At 47.9% G+C, this 26,502-nt stretch carries 21 protein-coding genes; 1 reads left to right on the top strand and 20 read right to left on the bottom strand.

Annotated elements, in window-relative coordinates; all coding sequences use genetic code 11:
* Nucleotides 1–3: 3 nt before the first annotated feature.
* Genes DXT99_RS21260 through DXT99_RS21250 form a run of 3 tightly spaced genes read right to left on the bottom strand, consistent with a single transcriptional unit; the run spans nt 4 to nt 2,336 of the window.
* Nucleotides 4–426: a 6-pyruvoyl trahydropterin synthase family protein gene (locus DXT99_RS21260; protein WP_115567606.1), complete on the bottom strand. Its 423-nt coding sequence runs from the start codon at nt 424–426 to the stop codon at nt 4–6.
* Entirely contained in the window at nt 427–1,434 is a 1,008-nt protein-coding gene (locus DXT99_RS21255) for a FecCD family ABC transporter permease (RefSeq protein WP_115567605.1), read from the bottom strand. It lies immediately after the preceding gene.
* The gene (locus DXT99_RS21250; RefSeq protein ID WP_246000914.1) at nt 1,431–2,336 is read right to left on the bottom strand and encodes an ABC transporter substrate-binding protein; all 906 of its coding nucleotides are present in this window, start codon (nt 2,334–2,336) and stop codon (nt 1,431–1,433) included. Before DXT99_RS21250 ends, DXT99_RS21255 begins: the two co-directional genes overlap by 4 nt.
* Nucleotides 2,337–2,434: 98 nt before the next feature.
* Between DXT99_RS21250 and rfaD the strand changes: the two genes are divergently transcribed.
* Nucleotides 2,435–3,400 (top strand): ADP-glyceromanno-heptose 6-epimerase, encoded by a 966-nt coding sequence (rfaD, locus tag DXT99_RS21245; RefSeq protein WP_115567604.1) that lies wholly within the window; start codon nt 2,435–2,437, stop codon nt 3,398–3,400.
* 273 nt (nt 3,401–3,673) lie between these two features.
* On the opposite strand, the gene DXT99_RS21240 is transcribed toward rfaD, so the two are convergent.
* From DXT99_RS21240 to DXT99_RS21160, 17 genes are all read right to left on the bottom strand, one after another.
* Nucleotides 3,674–7,162, bottom strand: coding sequence for a hypothetical protein (locus DXT99_RS21240; protein ID WP_147294270.1), 3,489 nt, complete (start codon nt 7,160–7,162; stop codon nt 3,674–3,676).
* Nucleotide 7,163: 1 nt separating this feature from the next.
* Nucleotides 7,164–10,865, bottom strand: coding sequence for a sensor histidine kinase (locus DXT99_RS21235; RefSeq protein WP_246000906.1), 3,702 nt, complete (start codon nt 10,863–10,865; stop codon nt 7,164–7,166).
* Nucleotides 10,866–11,311: 446 nt separating this feature from the next.
* On the bottom strand, nt 11,312–11,578 hold the full coding sequence (locus DXT99_RS21230) for a hypothetical protein (protein WP_181885210.1): 267 nt from the start codon (nt 11,576–11,578) through the stop codon (nt 11,312–11,314).
* 32 nt (nt 11,579–11,610) lie between these two features.
* Nucleotides 11,611–12,171, bottom strand: coding sequence for a DUF420 domain-containing protein (locus tag DXT99_RS21225; RefSeq protein WP_115567602.1), 561 nt, complete (start codon nt 12,169–12,171; stop codon nt 11,611–11,613).
* On the bottom strand, nt 12,149–12,811 hold the full coding sequence (locus DXT99_RS21220) for an SCO family protein (RefSeq protein WP_115567601.1): 663 nt from the start codon (nt 12,809–12,811) through the stop codon (nt 12,149–12,151). The genes DXT99_RS21225 and DXT99_RS21220 overlap by 23 nt, the downstream gene beginning before the upstream one ends.
* 12 nt (nt 12,812–12,823) lie before the next feature.
* On the bottom strand, nt 12,824–13,165 hold the full coding sequence (locus DXT99_RS21215) for a cytochrome C oxidase subunit IV family protein (protein ID WP_115567600.1): 342 nt from the start codon (nt 13,163–13,165) through the stop codon (nt 12,824–12,826).
* An 84-nt stretch (nt 13,166–13,249) separates the two neighbouring features.
* Nucleotides 13,250–13,999: a cytochrome c oxidase subunit 3 gene (locus DXT99_RS21210; protein ID WP_115567599.1), complete on the bottom strand. Its 750-nt coding sequence runs from the start codon at nt 13,997–13,999 to the stop codon at nt 13,250–13,252.
* Nucleotides 14,000–14,022: 23 nt separating this feature from the next.
* Complete coding sequence (locus tag DXT99_RS21205) at nt 14,023–14,607, bottom strand: cytochrome c oxidase subunit 3 (protein WP_115567598.1); 585 nt, start codon at nt 14,605–14,607, stop codon at nt 14,023–14,025.
* 11 nt (nt 14,608–14,618) lie between these two features.
* Entirely contained in the window at nt 14,619–15,515 is an 897-nt protein-coding gene (gene cyoE, locus DXT99_RS21200; protein ID WP_115567597.1) for a heme o synthase, read from the bottom strand.
* On the bottom strand, nt 15,515–16,591 hold the full coding sequence (locus DXT99_RS21195; RefSeq protein ID WP_115567596.1) for a COX15/CtaA family protein: 1,077 nt from the start codon (nt 16,589–16,591) through the stop codon (nt 15,515–15,517). Before DXT99_RS21195 ends, cyoE begins: the two co-directional genes overlap by 1 nt.
* A gap of 8 nt (nt 16,592–16,599) precedes the next feature.
* Entirely contained in the window at nt 16,600–18,426 is a 1,827-nt protein-coding gene (locus DXT99_RS21190) for a cytochrome c oxidase subunit I (RefSeq protein ID WP_115567595.1), read from the bottom strand.
* 19 nt (nt 18,427–18,445) lie between these two features.
* Entirely contained in the window at nt 18,446–19,516 is a 1,071-nt protein-coding gene (locus tag DXT99_RS21185) for a cytochrome c oxidase subunit II (protein WP_115567594.1), read from the bottom strand.
* 27 nt (nt 19,517–19,543) lie between these two features.
* On the bottom strand, nt 19,544–20,815 hold the full coding sequence (locus DXT99_RS21180) for a quinol:cytochrome C oxidoreductase (protein WP_115567593.1): 1,272 nt from the start codon (nt 20,813–20,815) through the stop codon (nt 19,544–19,546).
* 24 nt (nt 20,816–20,839) lie between these two features.
* Entirely contained in the window at nt 20,840–21,526 is a 687-nt protein-coding gene (locus tag DXT99_RS21175; RefSeq protein WP_115567592.1) for a c-type cytochrome, read from the bottom strand.
* Complete coding sequence (locus DXT99_RS21170; protein WP_115567591.1) at nt 21,526–22,050, bottom strand: DUF3341 domain-containing protein; 525 nt, start codon at nt 22,048–22,050, stop codon at nt 21,526–21,528. The genes DXT99_RS21175 and DXT99_RS21170 overlap by 1 nt, the downstream gene beginning before the upstream one ends.
* Entirely contained in the window at nt 22,043–23,473 is a 1,431-nt protein-coding gene (gene nrfD / locus DXT99_RS21165) for an NrfD/PsrC family molybdoenzyme membrane anchor subunit (RefSeq protein WP_115567590.1), read from the bottom strand. Before nrfD ends, DXT99_RS21170 begins: the two co-directional genes overlap by 8 nt.
* 19 nt (nt 23,474–23,492) lie before the next feature.
* Nucleotides 23,493–26,486: a TAT-variant-translocated molybdopterin oxidoreductase gene (locus tag DXT99_RS21160; RefSeq protein WP_115567589.1), complete on the bottom strand. Its 2,994-nt coding sequence runs from the start codon at nt 26,484–26,486 to the stop codon at nt 23,493–23,495.
* Nucleotides 26,487–26,502: the final 16 nt, after the last annotated feature.

Raw genomic sequence — 26,502 nt, 5'->3', positions numbered from 1 at the left:
GTTTTATTCGCCGAAATACTCTACGTAATTGCGCGGGGTTTCGTAAAGCTTCAGGCTGTGTAGCTGCGCATTTTTGTTGGAGATGTCAAGAATACGGGGCTCCAGAATCTTCCAGAACTCCACGATCAGGTTCTCTGTGCTGGCCAGCTTATCCTCCATAAAAGCCACATCAAGGTTCAGGTTCTTGTGATCTACTTTTTCGATGATGTGGGTACGGATGAGGGTGCTGAGTTTTTTAAGGTCAATTACAAAGCCTGTGTCCGGATCAGGTTTTCCTTTCACGGTCACGATCAACTCGTAGTTATGCCCATGCCAGTTGGTATTCGCACATGGCCCGAATACCTCCTTGTTCTTCGCCAACGACCAGTTCGGGTTGTGCAGCTTATGTGCTGCGTTAAAGTGCTCTAACCTGCTTACGTAAATCATCTAACCTTTAAAATTGTAATTCTTTCTGATTAGCAAATATACAAAGAAAGGAACACCAAAGAACGAAGTAATGATTCCAATCGGCAAACCCGCCGGCGGATATAACAAACGCGACAGCAAATCGCAGAGCAGCATGAAGAAGCCCCCCACAAAAGCGCAGAAAAGCAAGTTTGAGCGTCCGGTGGTTCCCATCAGCCCACGGGTAACATGCGGAATAATCAAACCCACAAAACCGATTGGCCCGGAAGTAGCCACGGCAAAGCCAGTTACGACAGATACTGTAATCAGAATCACCCAGCGCGTGCGCGCTACCTGCACGCCCAGCGCCTGTGCCCGCTCCTCCCCCAGCAACAGAATGTTCAGGTGCTTCTGGTAGTATACGAACAATAGCAAAGCCAGCAGCAATGCCACGGCAGGATAAGGCAACATCGCCCAGCTGGCGCGCTCAAAGCTTCCCATCGACCAGAAAATCACTGTCCTTAATTTACTTTCCGAATCAGAGAGAAAAGTAAGCAAACCCACAATGGAGGTTCCCAAGGCACTGATAGCAATACCCGCCAGCAGCAACTGCGACGGAATGAGCTGTCGTTTCCGGTAACCCAACATCACCACCACCAGCGTCACCAGAAAAGCACCTGCCAGCGCAAAAATGGGCGGCATATAAATACCAAGCAGCGTTATGGGCACAAAACCGAAGAACACGATAATGGCTCCTAAAGACGCTCCCGAAGCAGTGCCTAACAAGTAAGGATCGGCCAGGCCGTTGTTTACCATCGCCTGCATCAGGTAGCCTGCCAAAGCAAGAGAAGCCCCCACCACCAACGCTAAAAGCAGGCGCGGCAGGCGCAGATGCACTAACACAAAATGTGTGGTGTCGTTGGGGTTATAATGCAGCAAGGCTTCGGTTAAGGTACCTAAATCAGACTCAAAGGAGCCCACCTGCAGCCCCAGCACCAGTACCACCAGAATTAAAAAGAAAGCAAAGAGAAAGTATAGCGCCCTGCTCATGGATAAAGAAACCTCTCCAGTTCGCGTATAGATTCGACTACGCGCGGTGAAGGCCGTGCCATCAAATCAGTCGTTGGAGCGTAAAGCCGCCTGTTCTGGTAAGCGTTTGTTTTGCGAAGCTCCGGGTATATGCTGAAGAAGCTCTCCTCCAGTTCCTGCGGCGTTCCGCCCAGCACCACATCCGGGTTGCTTTTGAGAATATACTCTCTGGTCAGCGGCTCATAGGTTTCCTCCACGACATTCTCAGCACCTAAAATGCGTAGCTTATCAGTGATAGCCGTATTATGGCCATATACATAAATCGGATCATAGCCTGCCAGGCCCAGCACACGCAAGGGTTGTTCCTGTTGCTGATGGCGGGCTTTGATCTGCGCTACCTGCTCTCTTAGAGAATCCGCCAGGTGTTCTGCCTGTTGTTCTCTGCCCATCAACTGGCCTATGTCCTCCAGCGCAGTAAAGATGTCCTCTACCGTTTCGTAGCGCTGATAAAAAACCGGTATGCCTAATTCCTCCAGCCGTGCCGCCACATCCAGGGGTGTAATGCCTTCCACAGTAAAAATGAGGTCCGGCTTCAGGCGCAGCACCTGCTCATAATCCACCGGATAGTTGTTCACGACCGGCTTGGTAAGCGCGGCTGCAGGATAATCGTCATTCTGGGTGCGGCCAACAATGGTACTGGTATCGAGCACGGCGAACAGCATCTCTGTCATTGATGTGGCCAGTGCCATCACGCGCTTAGGCTGCCTGTTCAGCTTTACCTCCCGCCCCAGGTCATCTTCCAGCACAATTTGCTTCTGCGTTACCTGGTCTGATTGGTTACAGGCTGCCAGCGCCAGTAGCAGGCAAAGGCACAGCTGCCATTTTATTTTACAATACAAGCTTACGTTTTGCTTCTGTTTCAAACTCCTGATTTTGATTATGCCGCCTGTATACAACAAGGCGGCTCCATTTATTTTCGTAAATTTAACCGAAATTTCGTTAGAGGTTTAAAAACTGAAATATGATCATAGTAACCGGCGCCGCAGGTTTTATTGCCAGCTGCCTTGTCAGCAGGCTGAACCAGGCTAATTTTAATGATATTGTGGTGGTAGACAATTTTTCTATCTCCAAAAAAGAGCGAAACCTACAGGGCAAAAAGATAAAAGAGTTCGTAGACCGCGATGGCTTTTTTGAGTGGCTGGATGAAAACTACGAAGAGGTGGAGTTTATCTTCCACTTAGGTGCCCGCACCGATACAACAGAGTTTAACAAAGACGTATTTGACCTCCTGAACCTGGACTACTCCAAAAAAGTATGGAATGCCTGCTGCGAATACCAGATTCCGCTGGTGTATGCTTCTTCTGCAGCCACCTACGGAGCCGGCGCTTTAGGCTACGACGACGATGAGGCTATTATTCCGTTGCTGAAGCCACTGAACCCTTACGGCGAATCGAAAAACGACTTTGACATATGGGCCCTGGAGCAAACGGCGAAGCCTTTCTTCTGGGCTGGTCTAAAATTCTTTAACGTGTACGGCCCGAACGAGTACCATAAAGAAAGAATGGCCTCGGTTATTTACCATGCTTATAATCAGATTAGAGAGAAAGGAAGACTGGCGCTGTTCCGCTCACACAACCCCAATTATGCTGACGGCGAGCAGATGCGGGACTTTATATATGTGAAGGATGTGGTGGATGTATGCCTGTTCCTGATGCACCACCGCAAGAACTCCGGCATTTACAACCTTGGCTCCGGCAAGGCGCGCACGTTTATGTCGCTAGCCCTGAACACTTTTGATGCCATGGGCGCAGAAGTCAACATCGACTTTATGGACACACCGGAAAACATCCGTGATAACTACCAGTATTTTACGGAGGCTAACATGAGCAAGCTTCGCTCCATCGGGTATGACAAACCGTTCTATACCCTAGAGGAGGGCGTACAAGACTACGTGCAGAACTACCTGGTTCCGGGAAAGTTTTATTGAGAATTATGGATTATGAATGCTGAATTATGTATGTGTTTTGTGATTCAGCTGCTATACTTAAAGCCCACTTGCATTGCGTGAGTGGGCTTTTCTTTTTACTGTGGGTATAAGCTAAACAGCAGGAAAGAAGCACATTCCCAAGTATACCTTTTTTGCCGCTGTTGGTGTTTTTCACCACAGCAAAACGTATTAGCAGAGGCTAATGAATTGTTGGTGAAAAACACCAACAATGGCGGAGTGACAAGAGAGTCATCAAACAAAGATGTTGAGAACCTAAAACAGCACCGAAACCTGCGTTCTTCCTGTGTGCACAGCGCCGATGCCATTCGCCTTGCGGCCGTCGTAGTTCAGGGAGATGTTGAGGCCGTTGCTGAGGCGCTGCTGCAGGTTCAGGGACCAGGTCATGTTATTGCCGGGGCGCAACGCGTTTAAAATCTCGTAGCCCACGTAGGAGAACTCATCTCCTGCAAAATCAATATTCACATACTTCAGGTTGCCTGTAAACGTGCGCTTGCTTACCTGGCTCAGTTTGGCTTCCACACCAAATTCATGAAACAGCCCCTCCTGCTCTGCCTCCGGCGAGGTCAGTGCATCCTCCCGTAGCGCGTACTGGTACTTTCCGGTAAAGCGGAACCGCGTGTTAGGCTGATAGGATAATTCCGGCGAAACTTCCCGACTCTCAATCTTGAAGTTTTTGGAAATAAGAAAGTTGGACTGGTTCTCCCGTACATTTAGGCCTAGGATAAGCTGGGAACTGAGCACCTCATTCAGGTTCAGACGCCCTGTCAACAGCTGGCTACTTACATTCCGGGTTTCGGAGCCATTTGTTAACAGAGACTTCTGCTGGTTTTGCTGCACCGTGTACTCCATACCATACAGCGGATTACTGCGGTTAAAGTACACCGTATGCCGCATTGCCTTCACCAATGAAATCAGAAACTGATCGGCTATATCGTCTGCAAAAGGGTTGAAACGCTGCTTCAAATCTTCGTCCGTTGTTTTCTTATCGATGCTGACAAAGGTGAGCATAGAGAAGCGGGACATTTGTCCTTTTAACCCTTTCTCTGCTCTCCAGCTGCGGGGCGTGTTGCTGGTGAGGCGGTAGGTGAAGCGGTTGGTATAGGCATTGATGTACTCGTCTGTTGGCAGGAATATCTTGATGTAGCGCCGCTGGTCTACCGTCTGAGCCTCCAGGTAATCATTTAGGTTATTAGGATTTGCGCCATCGCGCAGGTAATGTGTTCCCTGCCCTGGCAGTGTCTCCTGGAAAATATAGATGCGCCGCAGTTCACGGCCCGTACCCGTAGCGTAACTCAGCTCCGAACGGAAACTGCCATCTAAAAAGCCCGCGTTCCAATCCACCCGCGACTGAACCGTTTCCTCATCATCACCGGTCACAACTTTTAGTTTGCGATAGGTACCTTGCAGAGCCAGGTCGTTTTCTGCGCCCAGGCGTGTTTGCATCACCGCATTATAGGTCTGCCCTACTTCCGGCTGCCCCATGGTGCCGGCCCCTGTCGGACGCTTGTCGGTGCGGTGGCTATAGTCCAGCCGGAACTTTGTACTGGCAGAGTCGCCGCTCTCCACATACACCAGGTGCTCCTCGAAATACATGGCAGAGCCGACAACAGAATCTGTTTCCAGGGAGGTCAATCTGTTTTTATCAAAGCGGTAGACATAACCAGGTGTTACTTTGCCCAGTTTATACTCCGCTCCCAAATCGCCACGATACCACTCGGATTGCCGTTGCCCCTGCTCGCTGTTCAGCATGAAAAGGTGATTGCGCAGCACCAACTTTCCCACTGTCTTCAGCACATCTACGTAATGCTGCACCCCATCCAGCTGTGCCTCCCGAAAACGTCTGCTGATGCGGTAGTTAATCAAATTCGCTACATCCTGCGTGGCTCCTACTGAAAAGTTCAGAATATGATCCTCTGCTTTTTCGGTTGTCAGTAAACTCCAGTCGCGGTCAAACTCGATGGGGCGGTAGCGGTCTATCGGCACAAAGTTCTGGTCTGTGTACTCGTAGTTGAGCGTGCTGTTCAGCCTATATTTCCCCAGCAGAGGCACCTCCTTGTCCTGCACCACATACCCTACCCGCACTGCTTTTCCCTGGTCATCTTCGGAGTCTATATCAGAAAACCGGTTAATGTCGTTTTCAGAGGCAGCACCTTCCATAAAGACACTGACGCCCTTTTGCAGTTCATAGCTGCTGCCCAGCGTCATCAGCTGTTTCTTTTTAGGCGTAGGCAGCACCCGGAGCGGTGCATAGCTTCCCTGTGGCCTTCCGTCTATAGGTGCCACCCAGCGGTACATACGCCCGTTTACAGCGCTGTTCGCCAGTACGTAGTCTCCGTTATTCAACCCGACTTCTGTAAAGCTCACATTGTAAAAAGCAGAATCAGGGGAATTAGAATAGACGAAAATAGAGGCTGCGGTTTGCCCATCGTTGTAAATGGTATCACGCTTGGCATAAAGCACGGCTGTAGGGTCGAAAGCGACGCTGTCTGCGCCGGTGCTCACTGCTAAATTCAGGCTATCGCCCACACTTGCCAGCAAGCGCTTTTCCTCGTTCTGCAGGTTCAGGTTGATGAGGTTGTTCGGGTTATCGGACTCGTTGTAGTAGTTACCATATATCTTCAGCTTGCCCAGGTTCTGGTAATGGTTGAGGTGGTAGATGCCCCGGCTATAGTTTTGGTCAAAATACTCGAAATCTACTTTTACACGGGTATTCTTCGTGATGACGTGGCGGGTGGTGAAGGTAATTTCCGCCTGGTTATAGTCTATGACATAGTCATAGTCGTAGCCGCGCACCAGCAGCCTGCCATCCAGAAACACCCGTTCTGAGTTTGCCAGCACAATGATAAAACGCTCGTTATTCGGGCCGCGCAGCCTGTAAGGACCCAGCACCCCCTCCTGCGGCTGGAGGTTTTGGGAGGCAAACTTACCCTTGGCCACAGAGGCTGCTACTGTGGTCACACCTTCGCGCCCTGGCCTGCTGCCAAACTTTGTTTCAAAAGCACCGCCCTGCACGTTCTTGTAGAACTGCAGAAAGTAAGAGGGCTTGTTCTGCAGCACCACATCTCCGGCTGTCAACTGCCAGAGCCGGTGTTTGAGGGTGATGTATACTTTGTCAAACTCCTGTAGCTGCTGCGTGTTCCCCTCCGGCTGAAAAGGAATGTTCTGGTCTGTGATGGCTGCCGTAATGCTGATATCCTCTGTTAGCTTGCCGTCCAGCTGCAGGTTCAGAGCAGAATTCACGAACACGTTCTGCGTGTTTCCGAAGGAAATCCCCCTTGAGATGCTTCCTGTCTTGTTCAGCCCCGGAGTCTTAAAAATCTCTTCTTTGGTGGCTATTTCCTCCTGGTAAAAACGGTCCTGAAAGGAGCTCATCTCCAACTTGGTGATGTCGCGTCTGAAAGCGGGCTTCGTCAGGTTCAGGGGCATTACCCGAAAACATACCAGCACAGAATCACGCAGAGCCTGCATAGTGCCCAGCGTATCTATTGCCACAGAGTCAGGACCCGGGAAACGGGTGAGGGTAAACTCGTTCAGGCTGTAGTTATAGTCAAAGGAGAATTCCTCTTTTTTAGGATGGGAAAAGGTAACAGAGCCGGGGTCCAGCGTGAGCGAGTCGAGTTGCTGCGGCATGTCGGTAAGGGGCATCCAGCGGCAGCGTTGGTTGTTTACAGGCGACTGTGCCAACAGCGGCAAACTCAGCCCGAACAAGAGCAACATGATATAAACCCCTCTCCTGCTCATGCTAGGCCAGCGGTAACGAGATAAAAAACGTGGTGCCTTTCCCCTCTTCTGATTCAAACCAAATACGGCCTCCTGCGTTTTCGATACCCCGTTTGGCTACAGCCAGCCCTATACCAGAACCTGTATACTTTGTGCTGAAGTTAGGTATAAACACTTTACTGCGGACATCCTCCGGTATGCCACTGCCATTGTCACGGATAGCAATCAGCACCTCCTTGTCATCCTGCTTCTCTAATTTCACCTCAATATGTGGTTTACGGGTGGCCGGCACGGCCTGTATCGCATTCAGCAACAGGTTATTGAAAGTGCGCACCATCAGGCTTTCATCCGCCTTCACAATCACCTCTTCCTCCGGTATGCATTTCTTCATTACGGCGGTAGCCGGATCGTTGTGCAAGTCGGCGGCTTTGTGCAGGGCAGCAGCCACATCCATTGGCTCCGCCTTTGGCTCCGGCATGTTGGTAAAGCTGGAAAATGAGGTGGCGATATCGCTGAGGATGTTGATTTGTGTTATCAGCGTATGCGATATCTTTTCAATCATCTGCTCCGTGTTCGGACGCTTCTCGGAAATTGCTTTCTGCAGGTACTGCAGCGAGAGTTTCATCGGCGTGAGCGGGTTCTTTATTTCGTGCGCCACCTGCCGGGCCATCTCGCGCCAGGCCGCCTCTTTCTCCTGCACCGCCAGGTCCTGCTTGTTCTGCTCCAGGGTGAGCAGCATCCGGTTATACTCGTTCACCAGCATGCCGATTTCATCCGCGCCTTCGTAGGCCAGCATTTGGTTTTTACCGGTTAAGGATGTCCGCTTCAGTTTATCGGCCAGCATGCGCAGGGGTACCGTCAGTGTTCGTGATGCAAAAAATGTTAACACCATAAACGTAATAAACATTACCGTAAAAATGTTCATTGTGGTCGTAATCAACTCAATAAGTTTCAGGTCGAGCTCATTTTCCGAGTCAAAAAACGGAATACCGATGAAGCCCGCTAATTCCCCAGGGGAGTCTTCGTCCTGCAGCGGCAGGTATACCACATTAAAGGAGAGGCTGGCAGTTTGCTCCTCCAGCAGCACCCGAAGGGCCTGCCGCTCTGAAATGGCAGCAAAAGCTCTTGGGTTAACCAGCTTCGACAACAGCCCGGCCTCAAAAATTAAAGGCTGACTTGTTACAAGCAGTTTGCCATTGCGGTTATAGAGGTTAATATCTGTTTTGGAGATAGCTGCAATCTCTGTTATCAGGCCCTCTAGCCTGCGCCTGTTCTGTAGCGTTCTGTCACTAAGCTGCCGCGATAATGCCTCCTGCACGGCTTCTCCCCGTTGTTCGTACGTTTCCATTAAATCCTTTTTATAGGATGCCGTAACCAGGCCTGCCGTGGCGATACTCACCATCAGCAAAGGCAACAGAATACCGAAGTTGAGGAATATCTGGATCTTGGTGCTGAAATTGGGGCTGAACTCCTGCAAACGGTGGCGCTGCAGCAAAAGGTAAACCAGCCCTCCCAGTACCAACCCCGCCACAAACACTAGAAACAGGAAAGAGAAATTGGATAGAATCTCCTGCGCACCATACTGCTCTGTGGAAATAACAAGCGTCTGGCCATTGGCACTTCGCACCCCGAAGTGATGGAAATCGTTCTGGTTCGCGCCCTGCTTGTAAAGCTCCTGCCGCCGCAACAGGCGCCGGTCAAAGTTGGTGGCATAATCATAATCGCCCTCACTGTAGAGCAGTTTGTTGTCGCTGTAGTACGCATAGCTCAGCATGTCGCGCCGGAACGGCTGCGTATACCGCTGATCAACCAGTAGCTTTGGCACCAGGCTGTTCGGCTGTAGCTTTTTAAGGGTTAACTGTAATGCAATGGTACCTACATGAAAATTCTGAATAGGCACTTTTATCAGCTTGAGGTAAACACGGGCATCGGCACGGGTAGGCTCCTTTAGCAGAAACAGGTCCTCATGTTCTGTCTGCGATTGAGGTGTATCAAAACGCGCCCGCAGTTCCCGCAGGCTTGTGGCCGCTGTATCGGCACTTTCCAAGGCATTTCCCTGACTATCGAACAGCATCACCGAAACCTCATACTTGTTGAAGTGACTCGGCAGGTACTGCTTTGTTATTTTTCGTTTAATGAAGGAGACATCCACATAAGGGCTTATCAGTTGCATCTGAATCATTTCATCAGAGGCAACCCTATCCGACACCTCTTCAACCAGCAGGTACTCCCCCAGCACATCATTGTCCTGCAGCATGTTATAGGCAAATTCCTGTTTATACAGTTTCAGTTCGCTGTGATAGTGCGAATAAAGCGCCAGAGCACCTGTAAAGGCACTCACAATAAGCACCAGGAAAAAGAAGAGGTAGGTACGGTAGGCCAGGCTTACGGCATTGCGGTGTTGCGCGGCCAGAATAATAATCAACCAGAAAAAGAAGCCTACCAGAATAACGATGGAGAGCTCCTGAAAAAATACGCTTGTGAGCAGCAGTAAAGTACCGCCTACTCCTCCAAGCAATTTTAAGCCCCACAGCCCTTTATCCTTATGCAGCAGCACCGATACCACTGTTGCCAGCATATAGGTGAACATGCACAAAGCAACTGTCTGCAGCAGCATAATGCCGAACAGCACCATTTTATACTTCGTCAGCTCCAGTGAGCGGCTGATGTCCAGCGTAAGCGGGGTATTGTGGTATATGTTAAAGTAAAACTGGAAAAGCAGCAGCAACAGCAGGTAAAAAATCACCATACAGCTGACTTGCAGCACCCGTGCCTGCTTTCGGTGCATAACATGAAGCTGAGCTACTACGCTGTTGCGGACAAACAAGTACAAACCTGAGCCGGCAACAGTAACCAGCAGGAGCATGTTCAGCGCCAGGTCGCCTATGGAGGGAGACCAGAAGGAGGCGGCATACAGCTTTGGGTCGAAAAGCTTTATTTCAGCGATGGCGTAAGGCAGGTCCAGCAGCAGCAGCGCCAGGCGGAAAACCGCCAGCAACACAAGAAAAAGCAATATTCCTTTACTGTACTGTTGCCGACTGATGTAATGCTTTGCAACCGCTATACTAAACAGGATGAAGAAAACCCCACCCGCTGCCAGCAGAATGAGCTCAAGTGTGTCGAAGGGTGTCTTCTCTGCTGCCTGACTAAAATCCACGGCAAACAGGAAGTTACCACTCCTGCTATATACTTTAGGAAGATCTGCCGCCGGGTCCCACACTAGATTGCCGCTGACTGTGTTAAAAACCCCTTTCTCCAGCTCCGGGCTTAAGTGAGCAGTACTTATCTGGTTACTTAACTGCAGGGGAATGTATACCTCTATGTTGAAATCATAAGCCTGATGTGGGACGACAATAAAACTACCATACTGATTCCGGACGGCCATGAGCCGGTTTGCAGGTGAAGGGAAGTCAAGCTCAGGCGCTATCGCGTGGTTTGACCAGAAAACAAGCCTGTTTCCCCGGTACACAAAGACAGGGTAATCTGCTGTGTGCAGTAAAGAAGTGAATGAAACGTTGCTTTTGCCTAATTGACGGCCAATGGCCTCGGCATTTTGATGTGCTTTATCTATATCCTGCTGAACATGCGCTGCAATGGTAGCTATCTCGCTGCTATGGTCTGTAGCAGGCGCGGCAAAAGGTATATTCAGATGTAATGCGGCAGCTGCTAAAAAGCACAGCAGCGACACAGCAAAAAGAACTAAAGGGGTGTATTTCCGATTCAAAACAGCGTAGTTTATCTACGAATTTAAGCAAAACGCAGGATATCGCCTATAGATTCAAAAACCGTGCTATCGTTTGCTGTAGCCGGGCCTGTATTTAACTCTGGAAAAGAAACAAAGCATCAGGATACGGACGTATCTGAAAAGAGTGGCGGTAGACAATGATAGTTGCTACCACTGTGAGTAATAACCACATGGGTGAGTCGTTCGTTTGCCAGGTAGAACAGCATCATACCAACTGCCGGCAAAATGGCTCCAGAATAACCTTAACTGATGTACATCGCTCCAGAACAGCCCCACTTCTACCTCATAATACAATCCACAGACAGTGCAGGTGGTATATATCTGGTTAAACTTCTGCAGATTTAAGCAAGAGTGAATAAAAACCTCTCCCTGCCTGCACCGGGTGCACCGGCAGGCAAGAATGGCTCCTGCAATAGAGGGTTGACTTACGCCTTTTTGCGGCTGTTTTTATACCATAGGAAGCCAACCGTGCCAATCAGCAGGTAAGGTATCACCATCAGGTAAAGGATACCTGTGTTCAGGCCTGAACCAACTTCTGACTCTGGTTCATGATTATGCCCTTTACCGGTGCCCACATTAGATTCAACAGTGGCACGGCACATGGCACATTGGCTATAGGCATCGGTGCCGGCAAAAACCAGCATCAGGCTCAACACTACAGCAGCGAATATTTTATTTATCTTCAGTCTCATCTTATGAAAAACAGTTAAGGGTACTGAGAAGTTTAACTATAATACGGCGATATCAGCAGATAAACTAATACACCAGTCACGGCGACGTACAGCCATATCGGGAACGTCCAGCGGGAAATGCGGCGGTGACGGGCCAATTGGTTGGAGATACCAAAATAGACAGATAGCAGCACCAGTGGCACAATAACGACAGCCAGCACAATATGCGTCAGGAGTATGAAGTAATAAATAAACTTTAAAGCTCCCTCTCCGCCATAGGTCGTGCGCTCTCCCAGAAAGTGGTACGTCACATAAGATACAAGAAAGATGGCCGATAAGCTAAAAGCCGCCAGCATGGCCGCTCTGTGCCCCTTTACATTCTGCCGCTTCACGTTATAGTAGCCTATCACCAGCGCAATAGCTGTCAATGAGTTTAGGATAGCATGAAAAGCCGGCAGATAAGATACATCTACTGAACTGCCGCCCTCTTTGGGCATAAAAAACAGCGCAGCCACCACAATGGGTATCAGTACAGACAGTACTGCAATGAGGGTCAGAAACTTCTTGTCTGCACCACTCGTCAACCTGTTATTACTTTCTTTTACTGTATTCATCCAGCAACACGTTTATTTCTGTCTTTAACCGGTCTATCTCCTTTAGGTCTGTACCTTCGTATACACCTCTTATTCTTCCTTCCTTATCTACCAGCATCAATTGCTCACTATGTGTAAGCCCCTGCTGCGACTCGGCCTCAGGCAGGAAAAAGCCTTCTTTGGCCAATCTGAAAATCTCCTGTTTGTCACCTGTTAAAAAGTACCACTTACCGGCCTCTGCACCATAATTAGCAGCATAGTTTTGCAGCGCTTCTACAGAATCTTTTTCGGGTTCAACTGTAATGGATACAATCTTAACTTCAGGTTTGTCCTCAAAAGTTTCCTGTATACGCACTAACTGCGAGGATATATTTTTACAGGCCGGCGGGCAATCAGTGGAAAAGAAATGTGTTACATAAATATCTCCCTGCAGTTCTGCTTCTGTAATTACCTTGCCTTCGTTAGAAAGGAGTGTAAAATCGGGAATCTCATGGAAAACAGTATCGCCCTGTGCTGTATACTGCACTTGACCGGTGGCGTCAAGCTTCGGATAGTAGTTTGGCAGCGTGAAATGATGTTCTCCAAAAACAGCTATAAAGCCTAAAATAAGAATAGGCACTAATAGTAGGGTTCCTAATATTAGTGCCTTTAAATTACTCATATTGATTTTAACTTATTCGAAGTAGCTATTAATCGAATTAAAGTAGTAACTACCTTCAGAAAGCAACGCTACCATCAGCCACACTATCAGCGCTAATGGAATGATGATGGTCCATATCAGCGCTTTTGTTTCATGCTTCAGGTGCATGAATTCCGCTACGATATAGAAAGCTTTAAATAGCGTCAGGATAATAAAGATAACGTTACGGGTAGTACCTGCATCCATAAAGAAAGCAAACACGAACTCAAGTGCCGTAATAGCTACAAGAATGAAAAATGTTTTCCAGATACCTCTGGTTTGTGCCTCAGGAATATCACCAGTATGGTGCATGTCGTTATTAGGATGATGTGCCATATGATTCGAATATCTATAGTTCTACAGTAAATTGCTCTTGTATATGTATACTAAAGCAAACGCTGTAAGTTATTTTCTTTAAGATTAGATAAGGTAGAAGAATGTGAATACGAATACCCACACCAGGTCTACAAAGTGCCAGTAAAGGCCTACTTTTTCCACCATCTCATAGTGCCCCCGCTTATGGTAAACACCATTCACTGTGTTGATGAAAATCATAATCAGCAGCACAACCCCTGAAAACACGTGTGTACCGTGGAAACCCGTAATAAAGAAAAACAGGTCGGCGAACAAGGGAGGTCCGTATTGGTTTACGGTCAGGTTAGCGCCAAAAATACGCGAACCATCAGCTAAAAGCATACCTTCTTCATCACCTGTAATAAAGTGACCCCACTCCCACGCCTGGCAACCTAAGAAAGTAGCACCAAACAGGATTGTCCACAGCAACCACTTCTGGACATCATTCTTGTCCATTCTATGCCCTGCCTCTACCGCTAACACCATGGTTACGGAACTTAAGATAAGTATCATGGTCATCAAGGCCACGAAGGCAAGCGGAAGATCTACCCCATGAAAACCAGGGAAGGCATTGAAGACTTTCTCTGGTATCGGCCACCACTGGGTGGAGTAGGCAAAAGCCTCCGGATCACCTGTGTAAGGCAAGTGCGTGTGGCGGGATAAACCATAGACAATTAGAAAAGCTCCAAAGGTAAACGCATCAGAGAGCAGGAAAAACCACATCATGAGTTTACCATAGCTCGCCTTCAAGGGCTCGTTACCACCGTCCCATGTACCTGAATTTGGTTTTTCCAGTGTAGTTGAAGTAGAAGACATAGTTTATGTATTGAAAAACGTGTTTAGTGATTTACTCTTAAGAATATATACAAATATAGCCAAAGTCCTCCCAAAAAGTGCCAGTAGGTGGTACACAATTGTATGCGGAGCATATTTTTAGAGTGCACTTTGTACTTTAAACTGCTGAAGAACGTGATAGCCACGAATATCAACCCTGTTATCAGGTGAAATCCGTGCACTCCTGTTAGCACATACAGGAATGAGCCGGCAGGGTTACTTCCTGTTCCTCCAAAGTATATATTATTCTGCACCAGGTCAGCCCATCCATTCCACTGCCCTATCAGGAAAGCGACCCCTAAAATCAGGGTGCCCAGTAGCATGAACTTAAGCTGCTTCAGGTTATTCTTCTTAGCCGCATTGTGCGCCATTTGCATGGTAACGCTGCTAAGCACAATGATGACCGTGTTTATCAGAAGGATGTTGGGCAGGTCAAATTCCAGCCAGTTACCTTCTTCCCGTCTTACGATGTATGCGCTCGTAAAAGCTGCAAACATCATGATAATACTTATAATAATCAACCACAGGGAGAATTTTAATGGGTGCACCCCTGTCGTGGTGTTAGATTCTTTTATTTGCTCGTTAGCCATGGCTACCCCTCTTATAACTTATCTAATACAAATGCTATCTGCACAATAGGCAGATACAGAAAAGACCCAAACATGATGCTCATGGCTGCCTTCTTTGAGCAGGTCCGCATCAGGTAAAATGTTTGGGCCAGGAACAGCACACCACATACCACCGCTATCATAGCTGATGTAACACCTGTCATACCGAACTGCAAAGGCAGCAGGCTCAATGGTATTAGCATCAGGGTATATATCATGATTTGTATGGCTGTTTTGAGGTTCTTGCCTCCTTCCATCGGGAGCATCTTGAACCCAGCCTTCTTGTAGTCGTCGTCCAGCACCCAGGCTATCGCCCAGAAATGCGGAAACTGCCATATAAACTGAATACCAAAAAGTATCCATGCCTCGGCACTTAAAACACCTGTAGCCGCAACCCAACCGATAAGCGGTGGCATACCTCCTGGTATGGCACCTACAAACACACAAATAGGGCTTACTCGCTTCAGGGGTGTATACACAAAACCGTAAAGGACAAGAGACAGAAGCGAAAGCGCTGCTGTTAGCCAGTTAAAGTAAAAGCCAAGTAAAGTTAAGCCTGCAACACCCAGCAACACACAGAAAATAACAGCCTCTGTTACCGATACCTCTCCTGTAGGCAAGGGTCTTTTTGCTGTTCGCTTCATATGCTTGTCCAGGTCTTTCTCAATTACCTGATTAATGATATTAGCAGAGCCTGTTACTAAAAGCCCACCTAACATCACCAGGGCGATACTGAGGTAATGGGCTCCCGGGTAACCTAATATAAAACCAATAGCACTGGAAAAAGCCACAGTAAAGCTTAATCTGAACTTCAAGAGTTTAAAATACGCTTTTGCTTTTTGTGCCATAGACGACGCAGGCAGTAACGACGAAGTTTGCTGTACTAACATTATCGATGAACTACTACTGACTTTTTAATAGCCTCACGAGAGGCATAATGATAAACTATCAACAATTGAAACTGCAGACCAAACAGTAAAGCGGCAAAGGTTAAGTGCAGCGGTTGTAGCACCGGGGGTATAGCAAAATAAGCCAAACCTATACCTAGCACTATTTCCAAGGCTACTATTGCCAGCATAAAGTGAGTCATTTTCCTAATGGCCCTGTCTTTTAGCCCGTAAAGCAGGAAAGCAACATATAGGTGCAGGCCCAGCACCAGAATAGAAAAGGAACGGTGTATATAAAAATTGATACCTAGCTCTCCAATCCATTGCTCTCTGTTTGCGTCTCCTAACACAGACGCTATAATATCTACCTCTTCCCGTACCTGTGTGCCCAATAGTATCTGCCCGAAAGTTATCAGACCCAGCAACCACAAAAGCCCGTTTATCTTTGGTGAGTAGACAAAATGACTGTTAAAATCATCTTTTTGCGCACGTGCAACAGCATATTGCAGCATTGCCACCAACACCAGCGCCAGTGCCATGTGCACTGTTACTGTAATTGGCAATAGATTAGTAGAGACAACAATAGAACCTAACCAACCCTGCAGCCCCACCAGCACAAAACTTCCCAGCGCTAAATAGAAAACGGCTTTGTCGCGCCTGAGATACGGGACAGCATACACAACTGTCAGAAAAACAAAAATACCTATCAGTACACCTACTAAGCGATTCACGTACTCGATCCAGGTCTTGGTTGCATTGAACTCTGTTTCGATGTACTGACTTGGATGGGAGAAGATAGAGGCGGCCAGTTGTTCAAACCCAAGTTTGTCTAAATTAGCAGCTAACTTCTCGTTTTTCTCTATTCGCTTCTGTTTGTATACCTCCAGGTAATCTTCTGGTAATTGGCTGACATCAGTCGGAGGAACCCAACTGCCGAAGCATTTCGGCCAGTCTGGGCAACCCATTCCGGAACCTGTGCTTCGTACGATTCCTCCGACTAATATCAGGAAGTAAACAGCAAAAACTGTTACTAAGCCAATATTTCTAAATCTTGTACTGTAAAATGACTTTTTAGCCATTAATAAATTTATTCAAAATCTCGCTCCTGCGGCAGGTTTGATGACTGCGTTTGAGAGAAAGGTATGTTTTGTGGAATATAGTCTTCAACAGAACCAGGCTTGCTATAGTCGTAAGGCCATCTGTAAACAGCAGGAATCTCTCCTGGCCAGTTACCATGCCCTGGCAACACCGGTGTTGTCCACTCCAGCGTGTTAGAGTGCCATGGGTTAGCAGTTGATTTACGGCCACGTATAATGCTGTAAACAAAGTTGAACAGGAAGATGAACTGTGCAGTAAACCCAAGAATGGCAGAGATACTGATAAACGTGTTCATATCCGCGAATCCACTGAATGCCTCAAAACCAGTCCAGGCGTAATATCTTCTTGGGAAGCCTGCAATACCGATGTAGTGCATCGGCATGAACACCAGGTAAACAGACACGAATGTCAACCAGAAGTGAACGTAGCCTAGTTTCTCATCCATCAGGCGGCCGAACATCTTAGGGAACCAGTGGTAAACACCGGCAAACATACCGAAGAAGGCAGCTGCACCCATTACAAGGTGGAAGTGAGCCACTACGAAATAAGTATCGTGCAACTGAATATCCAGCGCAGAGTTACCCAAGATAATACCTGTCAGACCTCCTGAGATGAACAGGGATACAAAGCCAACAGCAAACATCATGGCAGCTGTAAAGCGGATGTTACCTCTCCAGAGGGTTGCCAGCCAGTTAAATACTTTTACAGCAGAAGGTACTGCAATAATCAGCGTCAGGAACATGAACACCGAGCCAAGGAAAGGGTTCATACCGGTTACGAACATGTGGTGCGCCCACACTACGAAAGACAGCAGAGAGATACCAATCAGGGAACCAATCATCGCTCTGTAACCAAAGATTGGCTTGCGTGCGTTTGTCGCGATTACTTCAGACACGATACCGAAAGCCGGCATAATTACGATGTATACCTCCGGGTGACCCAGGAACCAGAACAAGTGCTGGAAGAGGATTGGACTACCACCTGTGTTAGAAAGTGCCTCACCTGCGATGAAGATATCAGACAGGAAGAAGCTTGTACCGAAGCTTCTGTCAAAAATCAACAGAAGGGCAGCAGAGAAAAGAACCGGGAAGGCAAGCAAACCCAGGATAGCTGTCAGGAAGAAGGCCCAAATAGTTAGAGGAAGCTTCGTCATGGACATACCTTTTGTTCTCAGGTTGATAACTGTCGTGATATAGTTCACACCACCTAGCAGCTGCGATACAATAAACAGGGCCATACTGATAAGCCACAAAGTCATACCGCCTTTAGAGCCTTCCATCGCTTGTGGCAAGGCGCTTAGTGGCGGGTAAACTGTCCAGCCACCAGATGCAGGACCTGTTTCCAGGAACAGGGAAGTGAACAGGATAACACTTGCCAAGAAGAATATCCAGTACGACAGCATGTTCATGAAACCGGATGCCATGTCGCGGGCACCAACCTGCAATGGAATCAGGAAGTTACTGAAGGTACCACTCAGTCCTGCTGTTAACACAAAGAACACCATGATGGTACCGTGCATGGTTACCAAAGCCAGGTAGAACTCCGGGTTCAGCTTTCCGTTTTCAATCCAGCCGCCCAGGATTGGCTCCAGGAACGTGAACGTCGCCTCTGGCCAGCCCAGCTGCAAGCGAAACAGAATCGACAGGAATCCACCTATGAAAGCCCAGAAAATACCGGAAAAAAGGTATTGTTTGGCAATGGTTTTATGGTCCTGGCTAAAGATATACTTCTCAAAGAAGTTTTGGTCAAGATGGTGATCATGCTCATCATGCGCATGATGTATATCGTGATCGATGTGAATATCTGTACTCGACATAGTCAAAAGTATTTAAATGCTACAACTCTGTTTTTACTTCTTCTGCTTTCTTTTCAGTTGATTCCCCAAGCACAATTTGTTCAGGGGCTTCAGTCGAGAATTTAGCTAGCACGTCAGGGTTTTGCTCAACAAAAGGTGTCTGTGCAGCTAACCATTCTTCATATTCCTCCTCCTCATCTACTACAAGTATAAAGCGCATGGCAAAGTGACCACGTCCGCAAACTTCTGTACAGGCCAGTTCATAGTTGAAATCAGGGTTACCTGTTTCATTGCGCATATCCTGGGTGGTTTTGGTAGGCACAAACCAAAACTTGGTAGGCATACCAGGCACTGCATCCATCTTCACGCGGAAGTGAGGCAGGAACACACTGTGAATCACGTCTCTGGAACGGATTTTAAACAGCACCGGCTTACCCTTTGGCACGTGAATCTGCATCGGCATAAAGTCATCCATCGCGTTTCTGTCTGAGAAATCAACGCCGAACTCATTTGTAGCAGTAATCAGTGTAGTTTTTGCTACACCTAATTCGCCGTCAGGGCCCGGGTAGCGCACCATCCAGTTAAACTGCTTCCCCATCACTTCCACCACAATGGCTTCCTGAGGGGCAGCACTCGTGATTTTGGTCCAGGTCTGCCAGCCTCCGAATACAAGCAGCGCCATCACGATAGCTGGAATCATGGTCCAGACAATTTCGATCTTGTTGTTATGCGGATAGTAATAGGCTCGTTTGTCATCCTTGTGCTGGTACTTGTAAGAGTACAGGAACAGCAGAATCTGCGTGATAACAAACACGATACCGATGATGATCATGGTCGTCCAGAACAGGCTGTCCGTCCAGTCTCCATGCACAGAGGCAAGTGGCTGGTTCATTTCATCCCATGAAGCAATGAAAGACCAGGCAAAAGCGGCTCCGCCACCAAAAAGGAAAAGCAGGAGCAATGTACCGTTTACACGGTTACTTGTTTTAGTAGTACCTGCAGCTCGTTCCGATGAACCTCTGAAAATTGAGGCCAGCGTCCCTATCCTGAAAAGGAGAAACAGGATGACTAATAAAAGAACTATGGATAAAACTATGGCGATTGTAATCATTATAGAACGCTTTTAGTATAATCTCTTCTAAACATGATGATGAACACTCTCCTCCACAAATGGATGGTTCAAGGGAACCAGGGAAGCCTTCGTTAATCCTTTTGTGAATGCCAGCAGGAAAATCCCCAGGAAAAGCAGTGCTGTACCTATTTCAATTAAACCGATACCTGCACCTTCGCGCATTGTTCCTGGCATCATCATCAGGTAAAAATCAAGCCAATGACCAACAAGAATGGCGATTGTCACAAGTTTTAGCATGATCATCTGCCGCTTCGCATCTCTCGTCATAAGAACAAGGAAGGGGAACACAAAGTTTATTAATAAGTTGGTAAAAAAGATCCACTTATAGTGTCCTCCGTTACCGCCTAATCTCTCCAGGTAATAGATGGATTCTTCAGGAATGTTGGCATACCAGATCAGCATGAACTGGGAAAACCAGATGTAGGTCCAGAAGATGGAGAAGGCGAACACAAATTTTCCTAAATCGTGCAGGTGGTTCGCATTTACCATACGCAGGTATCCGTTCTGCTTCAGGATGATAACTGTCAGCGTGATGGCTGCAAGACCTGATACCCACCAGCTAGCGAATACATACCAGCCAAACATGGTAGAGAACCAGTGTGTGTCAATTGAAAGTACCCAGTCCCAGGCTGAAGTAGACGAAGTGATACCAAATACCACCAAGAACATCGCTGAAATGCGGATACTCTTGTGGTAGTAAGCTGTACCACCGTATAAATCCTCATTGATTGATTCTCTTCTCAACCACATGAAGAAGAAAATCCAAAGGGCGAAGTAAACTACCATGCGAATCAGGAAAAACGCCGTGTTCAGGTATCCTGATTTACCCGCTATGATAGGGTCATAACGCGGGTCGTTTACATCGTAAAGGTATTCGTGTGTCCAATGGAAAATGTCATGGGAACCGAAAAGGTAAATAAGCAGCATCAGTACCCCTCCGATAGGAAGGTAGTAGCTGAGCGCTTCCGGGATACGCTTGATGAGTACAGACCATCCCGCATAGGCTACATATTGTACCGCCACGAAGAATGTTCCTATCAATGCTATACCTGTGAAATAAACATTATTCATCCACAGGTTCACGAATAAACGCTTGCTCCAGGAAGCTGCTTCATGGCCAGCTGCAGCGGCCTCATGCCCTCCTTCTGCTCCATGCTCAGCTCCTCCGCCTGCAGCTGCAAAGATGATACCTGCTATAAGTAAAACTGCACCTACAGCTATCATTATGAAAAACCTGTTATTCGTTTTCCTGCTAATGATGAGTCTTTCTTCTGTCATTATCCTAAAATATTATGCCTAGACTTAGTTTTGAGGAGTATCGTTAGCTGGAGCATCTCCCGTTACAGGATTGTCCGTATCAGGATTACCCCCGGCTTCATTTTCTGTTTCTTCGTCTGTAACAACAGTCGCTCCTTCTCCTTGCTGCAACTGCTGCACGTACATCACCACTTGCCAGCGCTCCATAGGATTAAGCTGTGATCCGTATGGCATCATACGTCCTCTACCCTCTGCTATTACATGGTAGATGTGGCCTTCAGGAAGTTCAGCAACTCTACCAGCCTGGAAAGCAGGAACGCCTTTGTACTTCACTCCTACCAATCCCTGACCATCCCCTTGCTCTCCATGGCATGGCGCACAGAAACGAGAATACAAAACTTTACCCTCTGCCAGGTGTGCTTCAACGTTCTGCTGCGCCCGCAATGGGTTTGTGAGCTCCACACCAGCCACCTCAGCCGTGTCTGTTGATAAGTACAAATTGTACCCTTGCTTACCACGTGCTACAGAGCCTTTTGCCGGCTCGCGCATGTTTAGACCTCCTGGGTTAAACTTATTTTCCTTGATTTGAGAATAAGGGTCCAGGGGAATTGAATGATACATATCGGGGGCATATTCCAGACCCGGGTTCTGTTCATCGCTGCAGGCAAACAGTATTGCAGACGAGAAAAGTACAGCAGAGGCTTTGAGGCCTATATTTGTAAATCTTTTCATTATTTTACTACCTCCTTCTCATTAACTTCCACTGCGCCATTCGTGCGAAGTAGTTTGTTCAAAGCTGAAAGATCCGTTACACCATCCTTTACTTCGATTGCCATCACAAACTTATCGTCTGTAGAACGCTTGTCAAAAACATTCACCCGCAAGGACGGTTTCAGCCTGCTCACAATAAAGAAGGTTATCACCATTCCGAATGCGGCAAATAGTACTGTCAGTTCAAACGTTACCGGAATAAATGCCGGAAGCGCAATATGCGGCTTACCACCAATAATCATAGGCCAGTCAAATCCCAGCATCCAGATCTGCATCCAAAGGGCAAACGATGTTCCTGTTATACCGCAGAAAAAGGCTACAATAGGTAATCTTGAACGCTTTATACCCAATACGTCATCAATGCCGTGTACAGGATAAGGAGAAAATACATCGTATATCTTAGTACCGGTAGCCCGGATATTCTCGATGGCGTGCAACAGCACATCCTCATCGTCATATATACCTAGAACAAATTTCTTATTCATCTCTGTGCTCTGGATTAGTAGTGTTCAAACCTTTATCAGTACCATGCATGGTGTTTGCAGGTGTATGTGTCACCTCTGAAGATGACTTTAAGATAGCCTTTACTTCTGCCATGTTCACCACTGGGAAGAACTTGCAGAACAACAGGAACAGGGTGAAGAACAGTCCGATTGTTCCGACATAGATTCCCACGTCAATGATAGTCGGAGAGAACATAGCCCATGAAGAAGGTAGGTAGTCTCTGTGTAGCGAGGTTACAATAATCACGAATCGCTCGAACCACATACCGATGTTCACGAAAATGGAGATGATGAACGTCAGGACCAGGCTTCTTCTGATTCTTCTGAACCAGAAAAGCTGTGGTGTAATTACGTTACACGTCATCATGGACCAGTAAGCCCACCAGTAAGGACCTGTTGCACGGTTAATGAACGCGTACTGCTCATACTCTACTCCTGAATACCAGGCGATAAAGAACTCTGTTGTATAAGCGACACCCACAATAGAACCTGTCAGGATGATTACCTTGTTCATCGACTCCACGTGCTCCAGGGTAATATAATCCTCTAAGTGGAACAGCTTGCGCGTGATAATCATCAGGGTAAGCACCATCGCGAATCCGGAGAAAATCGCACCTGCCACAAAGTATGGAGGGAAGATAGTAGTGTGCCAGCCCGGAATAACGGACGTTGCAAAGTCCATGGATACGATGGTGTGTACAGAAAGTACCAGTGGCGTTGCAAGACCTGCCAGAATAAGAGACACTGTCTCGTAACGTGACCAGGCTTTTGCGGAACCCGTCCATCCCATAGACAGCACAGCATAAGCTCTTCTGGCGATGGGCCCTGTAGCACGGTCACGGATGGTTGCAAAGTCCGGAATAAGACCGATGTACCAGAAAACCAGTGATACTGAGAAGTAAGTTGAAATCGCGAATACGTCCCAGAGAAGCGGTGAGTTAAAGTTCACCCAAAGCGAACCGAATGTGTTTGGCAAAGGGAGCACCCAATATGCCAGCCAGGGACGGCCCATGTGCAGTACCGGGAACATGGCGGCACAGATTACGGCGAAAATAGTCATCGCCTCTGCTGCGCGGTTAATGGATGTTCTCCATTTCTGACGGAATAGCAGGAGGATAGCGGAAATAAGCGTACCCGCGTGGCCGATACCTACCCACCATACGAAGTTGGTAATGTCCCAGGCCCATCCTACAGTTCTGTTCAGACCCCATTCACCAATACCGAACCAAAGCGTCCGGTAAACTGAATATATAAATATGGCTAAACCTACCAGTGCAACAGCAAGGCCGGCGGCCCAACGTGGGTTAGGTCCTGCCTCCACTTGCCTGCAGACATCTTCTGTGATGTCGTGGTATGTTTTGCCCCCCGTTACTAGAGGCTCTCTTATCGGAGATACATGCTGCATAACGCTCTCGATTTATTTATTAAGCTAAGTTTCTAATTTTAGTCAGGTACGTTACGTTCGGCTGCGTATTAAGCTCTTCCAGCACGTGGAACGCACGCTCACCCTGCTCACGATACAGTATCTGCGAGATGCGGCTGTTCGGATCTTTCATATCACCGAATACAATGGCCTCTGTTGGGCAAGACTGGGCGCAGGCACTTACAGCTTCCCCATCACGTGGTCTTCTGTTTTCGCGCTTCGCTTCGAGTTTTGCAAGCTGCACACGCTGCACGCAGAATGAACATTTCTCCATCACACCTCTGGCTCTTACCGTAACATCCGGGTTCAACACCATTTTACCGAGGTCGTTGTTCATCATGTAGTTCTCAGTGGCGAACTTGTCGTTGTTGAAGTAAGCGAACCAGTTGAAACGACGTACTTTATAAGGGCAGTTGTTTGCACAGTAACGGGTACCTACGCAGCGGTTGTACGCCATCTGGTTCATACCTTCCGAGCTGTGCATGGTAGCGGCAACAGGGCAAACTGTCTCACAAGGAGCATGGTTACAGTGCTGGCACATCATTGGCTGGAAGATAACAGATGGGTTATCTGCCGGATCCTCCATGGTTGCGTAATCCTTCTCCTCGTGCTCTACCGCGCTGTAGTACCTGTCGATACGCATCCAGTGCATATCACGGCGGTTCAGCACTTCGGCCTTACCTACTACCGGTACGTTGTTCTCTATATGGCAACTTACGCTACAGGCACCGCAACCAATACAGGAGTTCAGGTCTACAACCATACCCCAGTGGTGGTTCTTATACTCGTAGTCATCCCAAAGCGAGATAGTGGCCGGCTTGGCAGGTCCTTCGTGCGTTGCGATGCGAATATATTCTGTTACCTCCTTTGGGTTCTCCTTATACTTGGCCAGCGTGTTCTCCTGCACTACCAGGCGGTCCATAATAGTATGGTGCGTCTGAAGTTGTGCAATTGGTGACGTTGCGCCTGTTTTTTCTAATGTTACCGGGCCTGTGTAAAGAACGGTGTTATCTACTACTGTTGCGGCAGGATAAGCGTTTGCGCCCAATCCGTTTGCAACAGGCATCATGTCTGATTTGCGTCCGTAACCAATCGCGATACCAACTGTGCCGTTTGCCTGTCCTGGCTGCATCAAAGCAGGCAACTCCATTGATGTTCCGTTGGCCAGCGTTACTAGTAGTACATCACCTTGTACGATTTCCATTTCTACGGCCATGCTACGCGGCATGGCAACATAGTTACCCCAGGTTGCTTTAGAAATAGGGTCTCCCATTTCCTGTAGCCATGGGTTGTTCACACCATCACCTGTACCAATGCCAACTTTCTCATACAGAACCGCCTCAATGGCAGCAGCACTTACCGGTTTAGCAACAGGAGAAGCGGCTGTGAAAGTATTATTCACAGTCAGCATGGTAGTGCCATTTTCTACTACACCATCATGCACAGCCTGCTCCCAGAACTGGTTAAAGTCGCCTGTTGCTACTTTTCTCCAGTTATTGCGGATATATTCGTAATAGTTGGTATTGCTGCCACTCCAGGTCAGCAGGCTATCCTGCATCTGGCGTGTCAGGAAGATAGGGCTGATAGTAGGCTGCGTTAGGCTCAGGAATCCTCTTCTTGGCTCATTGTCGTTCCACGACTCCAAGTAATGATGATCTGGCGTTATGAAATCGGCTAATTGTGATGTTTCCTCCACTCTGTCAGAAAAAGACACTTTCAGAGGGACTCTCTCTAAACCGCTTACTACTTCCGCGGCAAGTGGATGATCATAAACCGGGTTTGAATTGTAGAAGAAGACAGCACCTACAGTACCTGCGTTCATCTCACGAATCAGGCGAATCATGTCCGCATCGTTACCCTGCTTGGTATAGAAAGGTGCATTGGTATCAATTGTTGTGCCTTCAGCGCCCAGGGCTCTGTTGATGGCAGTAACCATCGCCTGCGTGCCCGGGTCGTTAGAACCGGCTACTACAAGTGCTCTGCCCTGGCTTGCTCTCAGTTCTGTGATAGCAGCTGCCATTGCATCAGCAGCGGCAGCAGGAACTTCGCCTCCGCCTCCCTGGCCCGTAATACCATTGTATAACGCAGTTATTACCGCAGCCTCCTCAGATGGTCTGATAGGCACACGAATGTCTGCGTTAGCACCAGTCAGCGAGTAATGCGTCTCGAACTGATAGTGCTTTGACATAGTCGGGTTTTCAGCCGAAACCTTTCTGTTCTGTATATATTGCTTTGCAAAAGGAATCGGAGCAATCCAGGTTCCCAGGAAGTCAGCATTAATACTTACGATAACCTGTGCTTGGCTAAAGTCATAGCCTGGCACAGTGCCACCGTTTGCACTTAACAAGCCAGAGGCTGAATTAGCATCATAGGTTACGTGTTCGAAGTTGCCGAAACGGGAGCCGAACTCGTTGATAAGCTGCTTGGTAGAAGGGCTGATGATGGTAGAGGAAACAAAAGCCACCTTGCCTGTTACATTGCCCAAGCGTGAGGCTATTTCGTTGTCTACCTGCTGCCACTGTGCCTCTTTACCACCAATAAGCGGCGTTCTCAGCCTGTTATGGTCATACACTCCCAGCACAGAAGCCTGGGCACCCGGGCTTGTACCGTAGGGTGTAAGTGTCGACATTGGGTTAGGCTCAATCTTGATAGGCCTGCCCTCCCGGGTTTTTACCAGGATGCTGTTATAGTTACCATTCTGGTAGTAGGTAGAAGCATACCAGTTGGCCACTCCTGGCTCTACATCCGCTGGTTTGTTCAGGTAAGGGATTGCTTTTCTTACGGGTGCTTCGCAGGAAGCCAGCGATACAGCAGCCACGCTGAAGCCCATCAGCTTCAGGAAGTCTCTCCTTTTGGTTTTACCACCTAAAGAGCTTTCCGCACTGGTTTCCTTTACAGGCAGGAATTCTGGAAACTCGTTATGAGCATGCTTAGCGAATTCCGGAGTATTTTCTAACTCCTCAATTCCTCTCCAGTATTTTATTCTGTCTTGCATATTATATTTAGAAAAC

It is taken from the genome of Pontibacter diazotrophicus (assembly GCF_003367245.1).
In the GTDB taxonomy this organism is placed as follows: Bacteria; Bacteroidota; Bacteroidia; order Cytophagales; family Hymenobacteraceae; genus Pontibacter; species Pontibacter diazotrophicus.
Note: the sequence above shows the minus strand (reverse complement) of the source record. Positions and strands in the feature narration are given on the sequence as shown.